Source organism: Aliivibrio fischeri, from assembly GCF_009727955.1.
GTDB lineage: Bacteria > Pseudomonadota > Gammaproteobacteria > Enterobacterales > Vibrionaceae > Aliivibrio > Aliivibrio fischeri_A.
Window position 1 is genome coordinate 150,471 of record NZ_WOBR01000003.1, and the last position, 19,347, is coordinate 169,817.

15 protein-coding genes are annotated in these 19,347 nt (G+C 38.5%); 5 read left to right on the forward strand and 10 right to left on the reverse strand.

Annotated elements, in window-relative coordinates:
- Positions 1 to 5: 5 nt before the first annotated feature.
- Together GNP81_RS02505 and GNP81_RS02510 are read left to right on the forward strand one after the other, a co-directional pair.
- On the forward strand, positions 6 to 1,271 hold the full coding sequence (locus GNP81_RS02505) for a RidA family protein (protein WP_155674106.1): 1,266 nt from the start codon (positions 6 to 8) through the stop codon (positions 1,269 to 1,271).
- Positions 1,272 to 1,641: 370 nt separating this feature from the next.
- Positions 1,642 to 3,030 carry an SLC13 family permease gene (locus GNP81_RS02510; RefSeq protein WP_155674107.1) on the forward strand — a complete coding sequence of 463 codons (1,389 nt, stop codon included), beginning with the start codon at positions 1,642 to 1,644 and terminating at the stop codon, positions 3,028 to 3,030.
- 84 nt (positions 3,031 to 3,114) lie between these two features.
- Here the strand turns inward: GNP81_RS02510 and GNP81_RS02515 are convergent, their stop codons facing one another.
- Complete coding sequence (locus tag GNP81_RS02515) at positions 3,115 to 4,062, reverse strand: hypothetical protein (protein WP_155674108.1); 948 nt, start codon at positions 4,060 to 4,062, stop codon at positions 3,115 to 3,117.
- 555 nt (positions 4,063 to 4,617) lie between these two features.
- Between GNP81_RS02515 and GNP81_RS02520 the strand changes: the two genes are divergently transcribed.
- Positions 4,618 to 5,649 carry an alpha/beta hydrolase gene (locus tag GNP81_RS02520; RefSeq protein ID WP_155674109.1) on the forward strand — a complete coding sequence of 344 codons (1,032 nt, stop codon included), beginning with the start codon at positions 4,618 to 4,620 and terminating at the stop codon, positions 5,647 to 5,649.
- 27 nt (positions 5,650 to 5,676) lie between these two features.
- On the opposite strand, the gene GNP81_RS02525 is transcribed toward GNP81_RS02520, so the two are convergent.
- The 6 genes from GNP81_RS02525 to GNP81_RS02550 form a co-directional block, all read right to left on the reverse strand.
- Positions 5,677 to 7,377, reverse strand: coding sequence for a class I SAM-dependent methyltransferase (locus tag GNP81_RS02525; protein WP_155674110.1), 1,701 nt, complete (start codon positions 7,375 to 7,377; stop codon positions 5,677 to 5,679).
- A gap of 254 nt (positions 7,378 to 7,631) precedes the next feature.
- On the reverse strand, positions 7,632 to 8,915 hold the full coding sequence (locus GNP81_RS02530; RefSeq protein ID WP_155674111.1) for an LlaJI family restriction endonuclease: 1,284 nt from the start codon (positions 8,913 to 8,915) through the stop codon (positions 7,632 to 7,634).
- On the reverse strand, positions 8,902 to 10,899 hold the full coding sequence (locus GNP81_RS02535; protein WP_155674112.1) for an McrB family protein: 1,998 nt from the start codon (positions 10,897 to 10,899) through the stop codon (positions 8,902 to 8,904). The genes GNP81_RS02530 and GNP81_RS02535 overlap by 14 nt, the downstream gene beginning before the upstream one ends.
- 55 nt (positions 10,900 to 10,954) lie before the next feature.
- Entirely contained in the window at positions 10,955 to 11,878 is a 924-nt protein-coding gene (locus GNP81_RS02540; RefSeq protein WP_155674113.1) for a hypothetical protein, read from the reverse strand.
- Entirely contained in the window at positions 11,875 to 13,470 is a 1,596-nt protein-coding gene (locus tag GNP81_RS02545) for an ATP-binding protein (protein ID WP_155674114.1), read from the reverse strand. Before GNP81_RS02545 ends, GNP81_RS02540 begins: the two co-directional genes overlap by 4 nt.
- On the reverse strand, positions 13,467 to 15,287 hold the full coding sequence (locus tag GNP81_RS02550; protein ID WP_236782300.1) for a DEAD/DEAH box helicase: 1,821 nt from the start codon (positions 15,285 to 15,287) through the stop codon (positions 13,467 to 13,469). Before GNP81_RS02550 ends, GNP81_RS02545 begins: the two co-directional genes overlap by 4 nt.
- A gap of 144 nt (positions 15,288 to 15,431) precedes the next feature.
- Between GNP81_RS02550 and dcm the strand changes: the two genes are divergently transcribed.
- Positions 15,432 to 16,751 carry a DNA cytosine methyltransferase gene (gene dcm, locus GNP81_RS02555; RefSeq protein WP_336495211.1) on the forward strand — a complete coding sequence of 440 codons (1,320 nt, stop codon included), beginning with the start codon at positions 15,432 to 15,434 and terminating at the stop codon, positions 16,749 to 16,751.
- A 44-nt stretch (positions 16,752 to 16,795) separates the two neighbouring features.
- Here the strand turns inward: dcm and GNP81_RS02560 are convergent, their stop codons facing one another.
- A complete protein-coding gene (locus GNP81_RS02560; RefSeq protein ID WP_155674117.1) occupies positions 16,796 to 17,140 on the reverse strand; it encodes a type II restriction endonuclease in 345 nt (114 codons plus the stop codon).
- A gap of 393 nt (positions 17,141 to 17,533) precedes the next feature.
- On the opposite strand from GNP81_RS02560, the gene GNP81_RS02565 reads away from it, so the two are divergent.
- Positions 17,534 to 17,953: a hypothetical protein gene (locus GNP81_RS02565; protein ID WP_155674118.1), complete on the forward strand. Its 420-nt coding sequence runs from the start codon at positions 17,534 to 17,536 to the stop codon at positions 17,951 to 17,953.
- 60 nt (positions 17,954 to 18,013) lie between these two features.
- On the opposite strand, the gene GNP81_RS02570 is transcribed toward GNP81_RS02565, so the two are convergent.
- Together GNP81_RS02570 and GNP81_RS02575 are read right to left on the reverse strand one after the other, a co-directional pair.
- Entirely contained in the window at positions 18,014 to 18,250 is a 237-nt protein-coding gene (locus GNP81_RS02570) for a hypothetical protein (RefSeq protein WP_011263032.1), read from the reverse strand.
- A gap of 164 nt (positions 18,251 to 18,414) precedes the next feature.
- On the reverse strand, positions 18,415 to 19,242 hold the full coding sequence (locus GNP81_RS02575; RefSeq protein WP_155674119.1) for a CPBP family intramembrane glutamic endopeptidase: 828 nt from the start codon (positions 19,240 to 19,242) through the stop codon (positions 18,415 to 18,417).
- Positions 19,243 to 19,347: the final 105 nt, after the last annotated feature.

The window sequence follows — 19,347 nt, forward strand, 5'->3', positions numbered from 1 at the left end:
ATCACATGAGTAATCGTATAATTAAATTATCAAGAAACACTGAAAATGCCCCAATTAATGCAGAATCAACACAATCTGTCGCCTTCTCTCATTACAATAATATTTCGGCTCAATTACCTATAGAGCCAAAGACAGGCAAGTTGATCTCTAATGAAGTAAAAGAACAAGCATTGCAGTGTTTAAAAAACATTGAATCGATTGTAAAAAGCATTGATCACGTAAAAGAAGACATCATTAAAATTACTGTTTTTGTAAAAAATATCGAAGATACTAACGCTATAGATAGCATTTATGCTGATTTCTTCCAAAATGAATTTCCTACTCGAACCGTTGTTGCTGTCGCTGATTTACCAATGGATAACGCATTAGTACAGATGGATGCACTTATCTCAAATGGTGAAGGAACGTACCCACAAGCACCGTGTGCACTGCTCAAAATGGCAAGAAATACAAACAATGCCCCAACGAACGAAGTGTCGACACAAACCGTTGCTTTTTCTCACTACAACAATATTTCAGCGCAACTGCCTATCGACCCAGTAACCAATCAATTAATCACAGGCGATGTAACAGAACAAACCACTCAATGCTTAAAAAACATCAAAGCAATTTTAGAAAGCATTGATGTACCTTTTGATGACATCGTTAAAGTTAATATTTTCCACAAAAATGCCTCAGATATTGATGCGATAAACAAAGCGTATACTACGTTCTTCCCCGATTCAGCCATCGCAAGAACACACGCCTACGTCCCAGCAAGAACAACGGTTATTGCCGCCGATCTACCAATGGGAGCTCTAGTTCAAATAGATGTTGTCGTATCACATGGTGATGGTACGCCACCACAAGCCATTGAAGATCGCCACGGCATTGTTATTAAAGCAAATAACACAAACAATGCTCCACTCAATGCATTATCAACACAAACCGTTGCTTTCTCGCATTACAACCATATTTCAGCACAGTTACCGATCAATCCTCAATCTAATAAGGTTGAAGTAAATACGATTGCAGAACAAACAGAACAATGTTTAAACAATATTAAAGCCATTGTAGAAAGCATTAACCATGAAATGGACGATATTGTAAAAGTGAACATTCAACTTAAAGATATCTCAGATATAACCACGGTAAATGAAATCTACACCTCATTTTTTAATAGCGAACTTCCAGCAAGAACCGTTATTGGTGTATCTGATATTTCTATGAATGCTCTCATTCAAATCGATGCAGTAGTCTCAAACGCAGAAGGCACTCCACCGCAACAATAAATTCATGATTCATACTCAGGCTTACTTAAGATAGTAAGCCTGTTCATACTTACCTCACATTACATCAATACCGAGAATCAAACCCTAACTCATTATAAATAAAAAAAAACCAACAAACCCTCTCATTTCAATACTATTTTAAGTTGCTATCCCCCTACAAATAACAGTTAACACAAGAGTAACATTTAAAGTGCAATTTCTGTTTAAAACGTGATCTTAAATAGAGTTACAACATTATATAAACGATCTAAACGACACTCCTCATAACCTTCCATTTACTACGGTTAATATTCTGTAACAATAACAAGTGATATCAAAACATATTGATAGAAAGTTGGTCTGAAAATTCATCGTTAGAATGGAGTTCATCATGCTCAAAAATGAAAACCTACCGTTACCCACAAATACCAGGGAATGGTTCTTGAATAAAAACAGTCTTATTATCGTTGCAGATATCATTCTGTTTATCCTGCTCTATAATTTCCTCCCATTTGAAAGAGACGTTGTGCTTGGATTAAGTATCTTAGCGTTTGTTGCTATTTTATGGCTCACCGAAGCCATGCACGTTAGTATCACCGCCCTTTTAGTTCCTATGTTTGCCATTGGTTTTGGCATTTTTGATACAGGAAAGGCACTCAGTAACTTCGCAAACCCGATTATTTTCCTTTTTCTTGGTGGTTTTGCTCTGGCTGCCGCACTTCACAGACAAGAGTTAGACAAAGCCATTGCAGATAAAGTATTGGTCTTAGCAAATGGCAAAATGAGCACCGCTATTTACATGCTATTTGGGGTAACAGCAGGGCTATCAATGTGGATAAGTAACACGGCCACCACAGCCATGATGCTTCCTCTAGTCTTAGGTGTATTAAACAAAGTAAATTCCAAATCAGGCCACAATACTTATGTGTTCGTTTTACTGGGTATTGCTTACTGTGCCAGCATTGGCGGGATCTCAACTATCGTTGGTAGCCCACCTAACGCCATTGCAGCGGCAGAAGTTGGTCTGAGCTTTACTGAATGGATGGCTTTTGGTGTACCAATTACTTTGGTTCTACTGCCAACTACAGTAGCACTTTTATACTTCATGCTAAAACCCAACTTAAATGAAGTGTTTGAGTTAAATCGAGAACCAATTGCATGGGATAAAGGCAAAGTCGTTACTCTCATGATTTTTGCCCTTACGGTTACCTTATGGATTTTCAGCAAACCAATTAATGCCATGCTAGGCGGATTCTCAAAATTCGATACTCTAGTAGCATTAATGGCGATCATTCTGGTTGGATTTGCGCGAGTCGTGCAGTGGAAAGACATTGAAAAAACCACAGACTGGGGCGTACTGCTATTGTTTGGTGGTGGTATCTGTTTAAGTAACATCCTAAAAGCAACCGGAACCAGTACCTTCTTAGCGCATAGCCTGAGTGATATTCTTTCCCAAGCTGGCATACTATTCACCATCTTAACCGTAGCGGCTTTTGTGGTGTTCTTAACTGAGTTTGCAAGTAACACAGCAAGTGCTGCTCTGCTTATTCCTGTATTTGCAAGTGTTGCTGAAGCTCTTGGTATCTCACCGGTTGTGCTTTCAGCCATGATAGCTATCTCAGCTTCTTGTGCCTTCATGCTGCCAGTTGCAACCCCACCTAATGCCATTGTCTTTGGCTCTGGTCATATTAAACAATCTGAAATGATGCGAGTAGGTATTTACTTAAACCTTGTCTGTATCGTTATTTTAACTGGATTCGCCGCTATTTTCTGGGCGTAACCTATTACTATCAATAATAAAAAAGCCTTGGTGAACACTTATGTCACCAAGGCTTTTATTTTAAGATTCCATTTCTAAGCGGCTTTACTCGTTCCAAAACTCATCATTTGGATCCTTTTCTTCACGCCATTTAGGATCTTGTCTTGCCGTTAAATACCACTGTAATCCATCAAATAATGCAAAAGCCGTTGGCCCACCTAAATGTTCAAACGCACCAAAAAAAGCATCTTCCATATGCATCAAGGTTTCTAAATCTGCACATTGGTGTTCAATCGCCCACTCTATCGCCTCAGGCTGAACGGTGGCTTCAGGCATAACAATAGAAACTAATGGAAAAGTAACATCATTATTATCAAGTTGAGACTCTTCTAGAATATCGACTCTGTCTTGCTCTTGTTTTTGGATCTCATCAATAATGGCATTTCGCTCTTTATTACTGATATCACGATTTAACTCAGCAATACGTAATCCATAAGCAAATCGCTCAGAACCAACAAGTTCAACTAGTGTTTCTAGTAATATTTTATCTAATGATAAAGCTTTAACATGGTGATCAATACACGCTTGAACACTTAAATAACGCACACCGTTAAACTCAAACCCATAACTCTCATCTCCTTCTAGTGGAGATCCATCAACACACAGCTCCCAACCGACATAATCAACTCGTGCTTTTGCTATTTCATACATTTGCCATGCACTTTTTCCAAAACCTTCAAGTACTGCGCCATGAAACTCAGCCTCTTCAAGCTCTTCTTTTGTCCATTGCAAACCAATACCCAAATGCTTGGCGTATTTATTCATTAATGCGTGTTTTACTTTATCTCGATAAGACCAAATAGATTCAGACACACCAGAGGATGAAAAAGACAAACACTCTTTACATGCTGGTAGTTCAATTGGTTGATGGAATATATGATGAACTTGACGTGAAGAACTAGGAAAAGAGAGAAGATCATACGAAGGCTCGCCACAAAACCAGCATGTATGTCTTAGATTAAAAGGAACATCAATAAGAGAGTAATTAACCATGGGGCATCCAACAACGCATTCGAAAAATGCATTCTACCCCATGATAACGGAAATTGGATTACTCTTTTCTTCTTAAGATCCCCAACGTATGAAAAGCCATTGGAATTATCACGACGATAAGAATCGAGATTAAAATTTCCATAAACGTCATAAATGAACTTTGATCACTTATATAGAACATACTGTTACCCTGTGTTATGTAAGCCAATGTCGCCTAGCCTCACAATGCATATATTTGCATTTTTATTTTTGTGAGTGTTTTTGAGTTGTACTACTCTTTTATTTTTATAAATCTATTATGAGCTTTTTTTATGACAAAATGAAACTATTCAATACAAACATATGCACCAGATTCACAAACTGAGAATAAAATTAACCTATTGATATATATGATAATAAACACAAGTATCAGTAAGGGTCTTAAAATCGATACATCTGTACATATCTTTACATAATCACTTAGCTCTCATCCGCAACTCAGTATCTTTTCACTTCTCAAATTATTCATTCATCCTATCCTTATAGCTTACGATTAATGCATCTCAGGGACATGAAATGATCTTCATATTAAGCACTCGCAAGCGCATCGGATTTTTTCCAAATGAAAAGCACACCAATGAACCAGGTGAAGCTCATTATCTAATGCTGCCAGATGAAGCAACGAGCCCTAATTTAAGCCAACATCAACTGCCACAAGATGCATGGGTAACCGCATTAACCAACCAAGCCACAACGGGACGCCACCCAGAGACTCATCCCCTAGCCCAATATAAAACCGGCAATATCCTGTTTTTTGCTCATGGCTATAACAACACCCAAGAAGAAATCGTTTCACGCCATAAACTGCTTGAGAAACAGCTAAAACAACATGGGTATACAGGAACAGTAGTGAGTTTTGATTGGCCTTGTGCGAACTACACATTAAATTACTTAGAAGACAGAATGGACGCCTACAAAAGCGCTATTCAATTGGTGACAGGTGGCATAACCCCATTAGCGATAAACCAACTGCATGAGAAAGAAAACCAGTGCGACATCGATATTCATTTACTAGGCCACTCAACAGGGGCTTATGTGATTAGAGAGGCATTTTATCAAGCAAGTAAAAATCGAACTTTGCAGCGAATTCACTGGAACGTGAGTCAAATCTGCTTTATTGGTGGGGATATTGCGCAAAAATCATTAATCCAATGTGACAGTAAATCTGCCCCTATGTTTGCTCAATCGAGCCGAATTACCAACTACCAAAGCCCTTATGATAGCGCATTAAAAATCTCTAATATTAAGCGAGCTGGGTTATTCCCTCGTTGTGGACGTGTTGGGTTACCTAGCGATGCACCCTCAAACCTTGTTAACGTGCACTGCGGCGATCACTGGAAACTGCTTACAGAGCCAGAAGAAAATAAATCCATAGGCAACTGGAGCCACTCTTGGCACTTTCACTGTAATCACTTTATGGAAGATTTGGCTCACACCTTAAAAGGCGATATAGATAGACACGCCATTCCCACCCGTGAATGCGTCAATGGCGAATTAAGACTAACGGTAAAAACACCGGTGACAATTAGCAAGAAAAGACTGAAATGATGGGAATGATGGGAATGGTGAAAAAGATCACCACTCATTAATTAATAAGCGACTTTGGACGCCTTTGATTTGAAATCCCATTGCATCGAATACTTCTTCAAAATCTCTACATTGTTGCGGAATATTTGGTAAGGATAGCGTTGCTTCATTAAAAAAGCGTTTCTGCTCACTTGGTGTTTGCCATGCTAATTGCCACCAATCCAAAATAGTTGATTTTGATTTCTCAAGTCTATCTCGTGAAGGCACTTTATCACTTTTCTTTAAATTTAATGACTGACTCGAAGGTAATAGATTCCAATGATCATTATTTGGCCAATACGCAAAAGGTAAGCAATGATCAACATGATATTCTCGCTTAAGTTTTGTTTGTCCCCAAACGCACCTAATCGAATATCCATCAGCTTGTAAGGCTTCTATTTTCGAGCGAACTCTATGAGTATCATGCTTTTTATCTAACCACATTAAACAGTCATGATACGTTTGTAGCGTTATATTGTTTTCTCTATTAGCTTCAAAACGCTGCATTTCAGATATCCACTGATTAACAACTAATGGTTCAATCCAAGAATAATAAAGGCGAAAACACTCCCAAAGATTTTGCTTTAAAACAAACGAGCCAAAACTTTCAAAGAACGTCGGATCAAGAACAATACTTGATTCCATTTTACGTCTCTTCGATGGTGCTAATGTTGAAAACTCTTTATTATTTTCTTTTAAAGTACCCGAATAAATAAATTTAATCGGTCCATCTTTCATGGTTTTAATCGCAGCTTGAATCGCTTTTTGTAATGCTTCCGCTTCTTCGTTATAAAATACAGCACCAATAGCCAGATCATCCGCAGATAAATGCTTTAACTGCTCCCAACCATCTGCCGTTATAAACGCTAAACCTTTTTTGGTATTACTATTTTGTTGAATATTACCAACATCAATTAATCGTTTATAAGCCTTAATCCAATAAAGAGCGACTAAACCTAGTGGTATCGATACTTCTCCATCCGTTCGATCCATAACGCAGCCTGAGTGAGCATCTGCAATACGAAGTAGTACACGAAGTAACGCTAATTTATAAGTCGAACTTTTACTATCATTAACAATAATGTGACGAACTTTATTAAGATCGCCTGAACCATCATCAGGTAAGCTCATCACAACCGTTTGCCATTGAATAGCACCACGTTTTAAAGCATCAGATTCAATCTCAGTAACTAAGCGAGTATGTAAGCAAGCATCTTTTGCAAATTGAGCTAACTCATCAGAAGAACAAGAATATCCTTCCCTTCCATCAGAAAAGCCACCATGTCGTAAGCTAATGACTAAGCAACCATTAGGAGCTAATAAATTAGAAAGTTTTCGAAAAGCACGAGCTCTATATGATGGTGCGATATGCATCCATACCGCACTCACTAAAATAACATCAAAGCGCATACCTAACGCTTGAACACGGCTTAATTCAGGAAGTACATCATCGAGCCATTGAACCTGCTTTCCGGTATAGTTTTGACCTAGTTCACGCATTGATTTTGCAGGCTCAAGTGCGATGACAGAGCAGCCTTGCTCAGAAAACCACTTAGAATCACGTCCAACTCCAGCGCCAACATCTAAAACCTTATCCCCCGAACATGGCCAAAATGGCTTCCAACAGGCATGAACATCTTCAAAATTAACCGAAGTATAATCTTGAAAAAGAGTTTCAGAATTTTGATTATAGAATTGAATATTATCCATATGCTTTGTTGAACTACCTTAATTAACCAACGGAAAGCTTTGCTGTATCATGCCACATATAAGCGGGCATTAGTGCTTTAGTTTCCAAGTAATATTCACAAATACTATGTAAACAGAACCTATCCCAAAATAATTAATAGTGCTACACAAAAGAACCGTACTTATAGTCTCTTTCATGCTATATTAAGTGGGCCAATTTAAAGTAAACTAACTTTCAAAGTTAGATCTAAAAAGCCACCTCGTGTGGCTTTTCTTTATTCATTCTTTGAAAATATTTCATTAGTCAAATTACTTAATTTTTCACCCTTAACATAAAATTCAAGTAACTCAATCGGGTCTTGATAATGACAATGAATTGTCCCATATTCATCTAAACAGTCTGTTGGTAATTTCACTTCAACCCCTCGACTAGCAATATGTGCTGATTTGAGTTTTGCATTGCAACCAGGGAATATGAAGTGATTGGACACTAAAGTTCCTTCACCTTCCAGCTGACGTACTGCTTGTTGGTAATAAAACTGTTTTACTAAATCAGGCCAGCCAGGCGCAGTTGCTGATGAACTTGCCTCATAGTATTTTGCATCTATAACTGCAAATCGGCGCTCATCAGAATGTTTAAGTACTGTATCAGTTCGCTGGCCTTTTTGAGGCACAGAAATAAATTCCTCATTAACTGTTTGATACACAGGGACAGGTAATTTACTGTTTACTGCATATTTTCCAATTAAGCATTCATCAAGCATCGACTCCCAAAGGTTGTGAAATTTGCGAACCCCTATCAATATATAATTACTCTCATTTCCCTTTTTTTCTCTAAGATATTTAATCAAGGCTTTTATCAAAAACATATCTCTTTCAGAATAACTAAGCTGCAATTGCCGTTCAAGATATGAAACCTTCGCTTCAATGCTCCTTATAGAGCTAACAAGAGATTCTACTTTCAAATCGAAATGAGAAAAAGCACCAAACCATAAAGTTCCATAATCTAACAGTAATTCTTTGATAATTTCTGCATGTATCTTTGCTGTTTCACAATATGTAAGATACCTAGCACGAGATGATTGCAACTCTAAATAAACAGAACCACCAGAAGCTGGATAAGATGAACTACGAGAGATAGTACGGGACCAATTAACTTTACCAGAGTTAACAGTATTCTCTTTTACTCGACGGACGTATAACCCATTAGTTCGGTAATCATCGAGTAACGAGATCGCTAAAGAGAACTGCCTGCCGCCGATAACCTCATCGTTATTCTCTTGTGCATAAACACCACTATCTTTATCTTGATAATATTTAAGTAAAGCTTGAAGAAGATAGTAACCTGCGATGCCACCATCTTTAATTGAAGCAAGATGGTTACGAGGTAAAAATACAGCTAAACCATCGCTGTAAGATATAACACCGCAAAAATGTATCCTCTGCATATCAGGAGCAATAAGTCCTTGGTCACGTAATGCATCAATAACTGAACTAGGTATGGACGCATCCGTAAGAGAAATACGATCCGATAAGTAGAAAATTTTATTCTGAGGCATCTTTTACAGTCTCAGTAATTCCTAATTTTTGACCTTTCTCTGCAATTTTTTCTTCTATCTGTGAATTAAAAACTGCAGTATTTTTCCTAAAAGCACTCGATAACTTCCCGAACGTTTTGTATTTAGCTGAGAAAATTTTCTTTGGGCCTATATGACGTAAAACATCATCCCATAAGTAAACAAACAGCTTTCCATTCAAAGTTTCTTTTGCTGTCAGGCTATTTTTCATTTCCCTTTTAGTTAAGAAAAATGGGCCAATTAGTCGGTCTTCAGCCACGTTGCAGTCAATTAAAGCATCATTAATAATCTTAGCTAGCTCCGCCCAAAAAATGTTATATTCACCATCGCTGGTGGCAATCTGAAAGTTATGATTAGGCACGTCAGGGTTAGAAAAGTCTATATCAATATATTGAAAGCTCCAACGACGTTTAAACGCTGCATCCATCGGCATGACCGCTTGATCACTACTGTTCATAGTGGCGAGTATCGATAGGTTAGCAGGTATTTCTAGCTGCAATAATTCAGGCGCACCTACTGAACTAAGTTGTTCATTAATATGCATAAGCATATCTGGGTCAGACGCATCTATTTTATAAGTACTTTGACCATTCTTATCCCTATCTAAAAGTTGGAACAACTCGCCAAATACAGCTGCAGCAGGAGCTCGATTGATCTCTTCAATAATTAAGCAGATATGTTTACTTGGATGGGATTTTGCTTCTATTAATGCCTTAGTAAACGGACCTTGGCGGAATTGATAAGCAACGTTGGATTTACCGTTTTCGTCTGTTGCCATGTTAGGTTTAAGAGCACCGACAAAATCACCGTATTGAGTGTCTGGATGAAAGACTGTTACGATGGTGTCGGCTCCTTCACACTCTACATTATGAATGTGGTGGCTCTTACCTGTTCCAGGTGCACCATAAAAAATTTTATTGGTCGCGCCTGTAAATGCGGGGGATGTATCGTCAAAGCGAAGCGAAGATCTAAAGAAAAACTCACCATTCTCTTTTTGAATAGACATGTTTTTCCAATGTACAGAAACAAGATCAGAAACCACTTCCACTAGCTCATCTGTATCGAGTAATCCTTTTTTAATATATACATACTTATACAGCGATGAATGATGAATAGGCACTTCAACATACTGACTATTACCCGACTCCTGTGAGCCGCTAAACAAAAATGCTTTATCTACAGTTCCCCAATCTGAATAACGGTCTGAATCTTTTGAGAAATAAGAATCGAGTAAGCCTTGCCATCCCAATGTAGATAAAATCTGAACAATTAGCTCGTCTCCATTTTCAGCCTTAAATAAATATGGAACTGAGGTAGAGTAGTTTTCCATAAGAATTGCGTATGCGAGTGGAGCCTGAGAAAACGCATAGAGTAACTGTCCAAGTAGATCAGAACTCGCATTTGGAACAGGTATAGCTTGCAACAAAATTGATGACATGAAATCACTCTCTGAGCGATACTTCTTCCCTTTAGTTTTACCATCGTTAATAATATTTTTGCCGCCCATTCGATTAGAGCTATCTTTAAAAGCGCTAATGAAGTTAGCTTTACTATGTGAATCTAAAGTATTTAATACATGATTTGACGGTTGCTGGGTATTGATTAAATTTTCAAAGTCAGAAGCGGTGGGAACAGAATTTTTTACTTGAGAGAAAAGCCTCATATAGTTGTTTAATAAAACAACTAAAGGTTGAAGTTTTACTGCATACAAGAAATATTGACTAGGGATATAACATTGATTAGTTGTCTTTGTTTTTTTGTTGTTAATCGTAACTAATGCATGTTGATCGAACATTTCTATGTCTATTGGAAGTTGGTTAAAAGCTTTTTTGACCTCATCATCAAATGTTATGTCGTCAAACATAAATCCATTTAACCACTGGTTATTATATCGGTTATTTTCTAACTCTTTATTGTCAGAGTCATTCTTAAACCAACTTCCGACAGTATTTATTCTTGAAAGCATTACTTTCTTATCCCTAAAATTCAATTACAACTACCCGTAGGTAGCTGTATAGAGGTTAATCGTGCTTAATCCAAAGACTACGTGAGATCTCTTGGCGTAGGTTTTCTATCAATTTCTTGTTGGTATCTGAAAACTGGCCGTTCTCAAACTCACCCATAAAAAACAGACATTCAGCTAACGGCCTTGATTGCTCTTCCGACAGGTTACGCATAAGGGGGTGTTCATTATTAAGCGTGATAAAATGATCATCTTCATACCCCGGTTCCCATAGCGAACCATCACTTGTTTTAGCCAGACGAACATCAATATCTTCGATCAGAGGAGCGACTATTCTGTAGTTACTCAAATGCTCTCCTCGACCAGAACAAAGGATACGAAAATCCAGTAAGCCATTAAAAATAGCGACTAAAGCGTCACCAAATCCAGCTCTATAAATACCGTAGCGATCCGCAATAATATTGCCAAACATATCCGTATTAGCTGTACCAACCCTCTCACAATCAGGAATCAAAGCGTAATGCGCTTTTACCGCTTCAGGCATAAAAATACGAGCATATTTTTTACCTTGGTGTTGAAGTGCCTCAGCAACTTTTTCAGTTAAGAAGGTGAACGCATCAAGCCCTAAGATGTCCGCTATTTCATAAGCCATACGAGTAATTTCAGAACGTTCTGGTAATTGCTCATTGAGCCAAGCTAGCAAGACGGAGTGCTTTTTCTTTAAGTCTCCCTTAGGGAGATCGGTCACTGCAACCTCAAAGGTACTTTCAAATTGCTCTTGATGGCTAAATGCCACAGCACTTGCCGCTAGCTGGTAAACGTAATCAGTAACGATATGATCTGATTCATTAAAAATTCGGTTGAACAAATCTATGGGGATAGGAATTGTCGTCTTCCAAAAAATCAGGCCATCCACTCGATACTTCGGATTTTTATCATTCAAATAACGTTTAAAATCGGATAAATCATATTGGTAACTCATTCATCTTCCTCCACATCAGGTAGCTCTATACTTAAATGGCGCAGTGTTTGACTTACCTTTTGGCGAAATCCATTCAACGTATGCTTGTTAGTATCAGAGAATTCACCGTGCTCAGCATTTGATAAACTCCACAGCAGCATATCGAGAGCTTTCATGGCCTCGACGTTATCCTTACAGACGTTATACATTTTGTGAAAATAAGGGTGAGACTTACCTAGCGTGACACATGTATTTCCTTCTTCATCACATGAAGGTTCCCATAAACAATCACCTAGTAATGATTCTTCCTCATGTACTCTCACGGCTTTGTCATCATATACACGAATGCCCTCAATCACGGTCGGTTTCATCTGATTTTGATTGCGAATTGTCACCGTGTCACCATCAACTTTAATTTCAGAGTTCTTGGTGTGCTTTTTATGTTTATCAATCGCCTTATCTGCAGGGCCATGCGCACGTTTAGTATTAGCAGAAGTTAAGCGCTCTTGACCCTTCAACAACTCTTGACGCCAAGGAGCAATAAGACGCTTTAGCTCTTCTCTCACTTCGACAGGAATAATGACTCGGCTCTTACGAAAATCAATACTGAACACATCATCGAGTTCATGGCTGAAATTCAGCTCAACTCTAAGTCGCGTGATCTTACTTTCTTTTTTATACATACGATGTGGCCAGCCATCGTGCCAGATAAGGCGACCTTCACGATAAATGTACAGCCCTTGATTATCTAGGCTATAGCGAACGTATTCTCGTTCATCTGCATCAAGTTCGTTTTGAGAGGGGATAACACCGCCTTTAACGGTAAAGTGAAGCTCTTTATTACCAACTTCAATTGGTACTGGCCTCTCTTTCAAAATACGAGAGCGAGCACCGTCGGCATTACGATTCAAGTCAGCACAGAGAGGGTCCCAACCTTTTAAATTGACAGCTGGGTTGTCTCCAACTTTCATTGAGATGGTTACTTCACCAGAGTCTAAGAACTTAAAGAATACAGCGCTTAACTCTAAAGAAAGCTCTTTACCAAGAGACTTAATTTGATCGCGCATTTGCTTTTCACTGCCAGCTTTAACCAAACGGTCGATATTTTCCCAAATGATCATGGTACCGCTAGTTTCAGATAAATCGTTGAGTGCATCAAAGTAATCGTAATACTCATCTTCATCTGGAGTTTCTAGCTCCCAACGGTCTGACTTAATGATGTTATCAATGTCCCATGCTCGCCCGACATTGCAGCCATTTTGGTGAGATAACACGACAAGGCGGCGACAGAATGCAGTAGAAGCCGTTTTAAGCCCCATACCGAATTTACCCAATGATTTAGGGTTATCACGGCGTGGCGAGCCATAACGCATAGCATTTCGAAGTTGCTCTTCTGACATACCATCACCATTATCACTTATGATGACTCTAAACTCTCCAAACATATATTGGAGCTCAACCTCTATGTGAGTGGCATTCGCTGCAATAGAGTTATCAATAATGTCGGCAAATGCAGCCTCTTTGTTATAACCGGTATCACGTAAACTCTCGACGAGTCGGGCCGCTGAGGGACGAAAGTCATCTTCTTCTGGTAGTTCTATTGTTTTATTCATGAGCCTAGCGTTTCCAAATATTCAAGCATAATCTGCTTATCTGTTTCTTTATCATCAGTGACCGAGACTACACGATCACTAAGCTGCTGTTTTAAGCGAATACGTTCATCAATTTTTTCTTCAATTGTATCTGCATAGTACATGTAGTAGACATTCACTACGGATTTCTGGCCATTACGCCAAGCCCTTGCAGTCGCTTGCTCTTCGAGGGCAGGATTCCATTGACGACAGTAATGAATCACATTCGTTGCAGCTGTAATATTTAACCCCATCCCAGCGGTTCTAGGATGCAGTAACAGAACATCAAAGCCTTTTGATGAAGAAAAGGTATCAATTAGTGATTGCCGTTCATCATTGGGTGTCCTACCATCAATAACACCACTCAGTATGCCATATCGCTCATTTATTGCACCCTGAATTAAATCAATTATCTTTTGGAAAGTGGCAAAAATAATAACCTTCTCATTAGCTTGCACAATGTTATCCAACTGAAGCATAAGTAACTCAAATTTAGCACTATGCTTAATGAGAGAGCTGACATCATGAGTTAATGTGGGCTCAACCAAAGCTGGGTGAGCAGTAAATTGTTGGAGTTTATTTATCAATGGTAAAATCCCACCGCCGCCACTTTCATTATCGCGCTGCATCTCTTCTATCAATGACTCGTATTTTACTTTTTCAGTTTCCCCCAAAGAAACAGCCGTGTGTATATCAAGCTTTTCTGGCAATTGCTCTAACACATCTTTTTTCATTCTTCGTAAAGTAATTTGACGTAAGCTGCTTTCAAGCTCTTCCAAATTTTCATTAAGAGTTTCTAACAAATCAGAATGTACATAACGACTCTTAAAGTCGTCTTGCTTCCCTAGAAACCCCTTAAATACAAGGTCGGTTAGCGCCCAAGCATCCATCAAGCTATTCTCTACAGGGGTCCCCGACATAGCTACAGTTACACCTAGATTCAATCGACGCGCGGACAGTGAACGACTGGATTTGGGATTCTTCAACATACTTGCTTCATCGAACAATGCGAGATCAAAATACATTTCTTCGAACATCGTAATATCCGATGACATTGTCGTGTAAGGAGTGATCACAACATTATGCTCATCAAAAGCAGAGGAAACCCCTCTGCGATACTTTCCATAGTGAAGGTATGGGATAATACTTGGAGCAAAAAACTGGAACTCTCTAACCCAGTTATCGAGTAAAGGGTTCGGAACCACAATAAGAATTTTACTATTGTGATTTTTCTCCAAAACATCACAACACAGTGCTATCACTTGTGCTGTTTTCCCTAACCCCATATCATCTGCAAGAATTGTCCCTACGCCACTTTCAACACAAAAACTAAGCCAGTTAACTCCTTCTTCTTGGTACGGATATAGCGATTGTACAAACAATTTTTCATGATGAGCTTGCTTTTTCTTACTCTCTCTAAGCTGTTCAATTAAATAATCAGGGAACTCATCAATCAAACCTTCTAAGCGCAAAGAACGGAGGAGTTTCATTAACTTAGATAACGGTAAATCTCCAAAAGCAATAGCTAAGTATTCATAGATACGAGAGCTCACAAAATGCACTCTTCTACCAGTCGAGATAAAGTAACCATACTTAACTAATGCATTCGTTTGCTCTTCATCTAACCGCTGCCCTCGAAAAAACAACTTAAAATTAGGAGTTGGTTCTATTTCAAATTCAAAATGAACTTGAGCTGGACGTTTTGATATAACCAAATTGACTTCAACATCATTTACAATGGCAGATAATTTACCAAGCTTAAACAAAAGCTCAGCTTCAACGTAATTATTATCTTGCATGACAACTCCATTACATATTGTATAAGTCATTCTTACCTTCTTTTTACAGGGTTAAAAACAGGATAAACGCTTGCATTTTTTCATGTTTAAATATACAGTGCCAGAAATAACAGGGGCACAAACCGGATACTTGAAAAAAACATGGTGCATACATTGAATACTTCTAACTATATCAAAGAATTACGAATTAAACTTGGTTTGGGTCAACGAGAATTAGCAAATTTGATAGGATTAGGGAAAGACGGCGAGCGAACAATTAGAGGCTGGGAAGCTGGTGAACATAAGCCTTCACCTCTAAAGTGGGGAAAAATTGTTGATCTCGAAAATGAAATGCAAAAATACTACGACAATGCCCCTTTAAAACAAGGGAAAGTAGAAAATGCTAATTTTCGATTTATCGATCTTTTTGCTGGTATTGGTGGTATTCGTTACCCATTCCAACAATTAGGTGGTCACTGTGTATTTACTTCTGAATGGGATAAATTCGCACAAAAAACCTACCTAGCTAATTACGGTGATATGCCAAATGGTGATATTACTAAAATTTCTGCAAATGAGATTTCAGATCACGACATTCTTTTAGGTGGATTTCCTTGCCAAGCGTTTTCTCAGGCTGGGTTAAAGCAAGGGTTTAGCGACACTCGAGGAACAATGTTCTTCGAAGTTCAAAGGATTTTAGCTACGAAACGACCTAAAGCTTTTCTACTTGAAAATGTTAAACAGCTTAAAGGGCATGACAAAGGACGAACTCTAAAAACGATCATGGATATCTTACAAGGTAAACATGAACAGCAAATTCCTGAAGATGTACCTATGAGTGAAGAAGCTCGTCATGCTTTACAAGATAAGTTGAACTATTGGGTTGACGTACGTGTACTAAGAGCAGGAGACTTTGGTGCTCCTCAAAATAGAGAGCGTGTTTTCATCATCGGTTTCAATAAAGATGAATATCCAAACATTGATTTTGACAATGCTTTCACTTGGCCTGAACCACCAAAGACACCAACACGTGTTGGAGATATCTTGGAAACAGAAGCTGAACTAGCTGCAGATCATAATAAATATGCTAAAGACCGCTTTACAATTTCAGATAGACTATGGGAAGGGCACCAAAAGCGTAAAGCAGAACATAAAACAAAAGGAAATGGGTTTGGTTACTCTCTCTTCAATGCTGAAAGTGAATACACCAATACGATTAGTGCTCGATATTATAAAGATGGTTCAGAGATTCTAATTGACCAAAGCCAACTAAACAAAAATCCACGTAAGCTCACACCACGCGAGTGCGCAAGATTACAAGGTTTTCCTGAAAACTTTAAAGTTGATGCAGTTTCGCAAAATCAAGTGTATCAACAGTTTGGTAATTCAGTCTGCATGAATGTCATCCATGCGGTAGCAGAACAGATGGTTGATACGCTGACAGCAGCAGAACAGCTGACTAATGAGCAGATACAAGCAGGCTAATTTGTTAAGAATCAGCCCCATTTGGGGCTGAAATAAATGAAAATTTAGATAATCAGCTCAACCCAAAAATTATCAGACGTATCCACACCTAATACTAATGTGCTGTTTTCTTTAGCGAGGTTCATGACTTCATTTGTTTGGAAGTAAAGTCGATACTCAGAGCGAGTTGCATGATTCACTCGAGCATCATACCAAGTCACACCAGACTCAATATAGCCATCTTGCCCTCGAATAGAGAACCGAGCGGTAAAAGATTGCTTTGCTGTACCTAAAATATCTTTTAACTGAATAACACCATTCAGTTCGTGCTGATTAGAACGATTAGGTAAAGCTTCAACTGCTGACAGCGTTTTTACGCATGATGGACTTAAATTCAGAGCACCTTTCATATTATAGATCCTATGTTTACAACTAATATGAATATATATGGGGATACCCTGCGGCATATCAAATAGATAAATAAATCATAGATAAAACTTGTGATTTAAAGCACTCTCTAACTCATTACTTATATAGCATATATAATTTGATAAACAGCAACACTAAACAAGCTTCATTTCTCTTAAGGCTGAAAATATTTTTCTACTGCTCCCCCTAGCCCTGATTGTGACCCGTAGGGACAAGACACAGTGAAGCGTTTTGTGGCTTGGTTGAGCCATTGGTGTGTTGCGAAGAATGAGTAATGCACCAATTCGCGAAATAAAGCAGGTTGCCCGCAGGGTGCTTCTTACCTTTATACCGTGCTAGAATTAAACATTCCCCAAATGAATGATATGTATTAAATGAAAAAGTATTTCTTATTGTTAGCTCTGTTCTCTGGTGTTTGTTTCGCAAAACCACAGGTGTATTTTGGTGCTGATGCCCTCTCAAACTCTAGCGCTTATTCTTTACAGTCTGGCTTTTATTTCCCTGTTAACCAAGAACTGGATTTTGGGTATGAGTTAGATTTCACGCAATGGAACCAAGATGTTCATTCATTTGGTATCAACATTAAACCGGCTTTTCGTAAGCAACAATTCTACCTAGCGCCAATTGTCGGCATGCATTACTTTAATAGAGATATTGATTACAGCTACAGCCTTGGGGCTGAGGTAGGGTACGATTTTGAACGTGTGACTATCAGAGCTGGATACAAAGACGTATCTGAAGCCTTTTATGATAATGATGCGTTTTATGTGGGTGTCGCGGTTCGTTTTGATTAATCATTAACGAGTAAATATCTTGATGATTAAGCAATTATAAAATTCCTTAATCATCAAGCGTTATGCGATGTTGTTTAGCTCTCGCTGCTTATCCATGTAAATCTTTAAACGGTTTACTCTGGATTCTATTTCTTGCTCTTTTATCTCTCCGCGCTTTAGGGCAAAGTTGATGGCTTGTTGGTCGTAGACGCCTTCGTTTTGCATTTTCATGTTGCTAATGCTGTTCTTTAATACTTCTTGGCTTTTTTCTCTTTCAATGGATTCCATTTGAATTTTGCCAACAGCTTCTACCTTCATATAACCTCAGTGAATGATTGTCTCTTATATGTGAGACTTTAGTTCTAAGCGTGATGGCGGTCAAGATATACTGAATGGGGTTTCGCAAATTATTGGCTTAAGTCAGTAAATAAATGCAAAAGCCCACTCAGTTTCATTTATAAAAGTTATTTAAATTGAGTGAGTTATTTCATTATTGGGTATGTGAAAAACACCAAGTGAATGAAGTTAAACAAGAAGTGGAACGCAACCGCTACCCACAAGCGTGCGCTGTAGTGAAAGGCTAATCCATAACCCACACCTGCTAAGGTAGCAAAAACAACCAAGAGTAAACCGCCGCCAATATGGGCTGCACCAAATAGTACACTGGCTACGGCTACCCCTGCTATCCAACCAAATCGTTTACTGAGTGATTGTTGTATAAAACCTCGGAAAAAGGCTTCTTCGGCTACACAAGTTAGCAATAAGTTATTTAATGCAAACAACCACCACCAATTAGGGATCGTGAACTCTGGTTTTAATGCACCTAATCCCCACGCAAGAGGCAACAAGCTAAAAAGTGGAATCGCGGTATAAATAAGTGCTTTTTTGTTGATGCTGGCTTTGCTTCCCAATAGAGCGGGATAAGCAAGTAGTAATCCAAATAAGATAAGTGGTTTATCTAGATTTAAATATAAGGTGAATGGAACGCTTAATGGGCCGGTAACAACGGCATCCAATACTTTGGCATTGTTAAAACCGGGGATTAAATGAAGAAATAATGCAATGCACCATAAGAAGATAAATAGGTATGCCCCTAGTTGCCATTTTTTCTCTAAGCTTGGTGTTTTGTAGGCAACAAGCAAACCTGCTGCTATCCCTACTAACCCAACAATGTTTAGTCGTTGCTCTATAATAGCACCAATTAAGGTGATACCAAGTAGGGCAAAACTGGCTTTGGTTTGATTGATAAATGCTAAGATGATAGCCAACGCAAGCGGGATCCAAATCCACATAGAAATATCTAATATCATTACTTTTTCCTTTGAAGTGATGTGACGTCTAACGCGTCTTAAATGTGAAACGAGATTACTTCAATATTGCTGAAAAAAATAGTGAAAAAAGTGCAGATTTGTTAA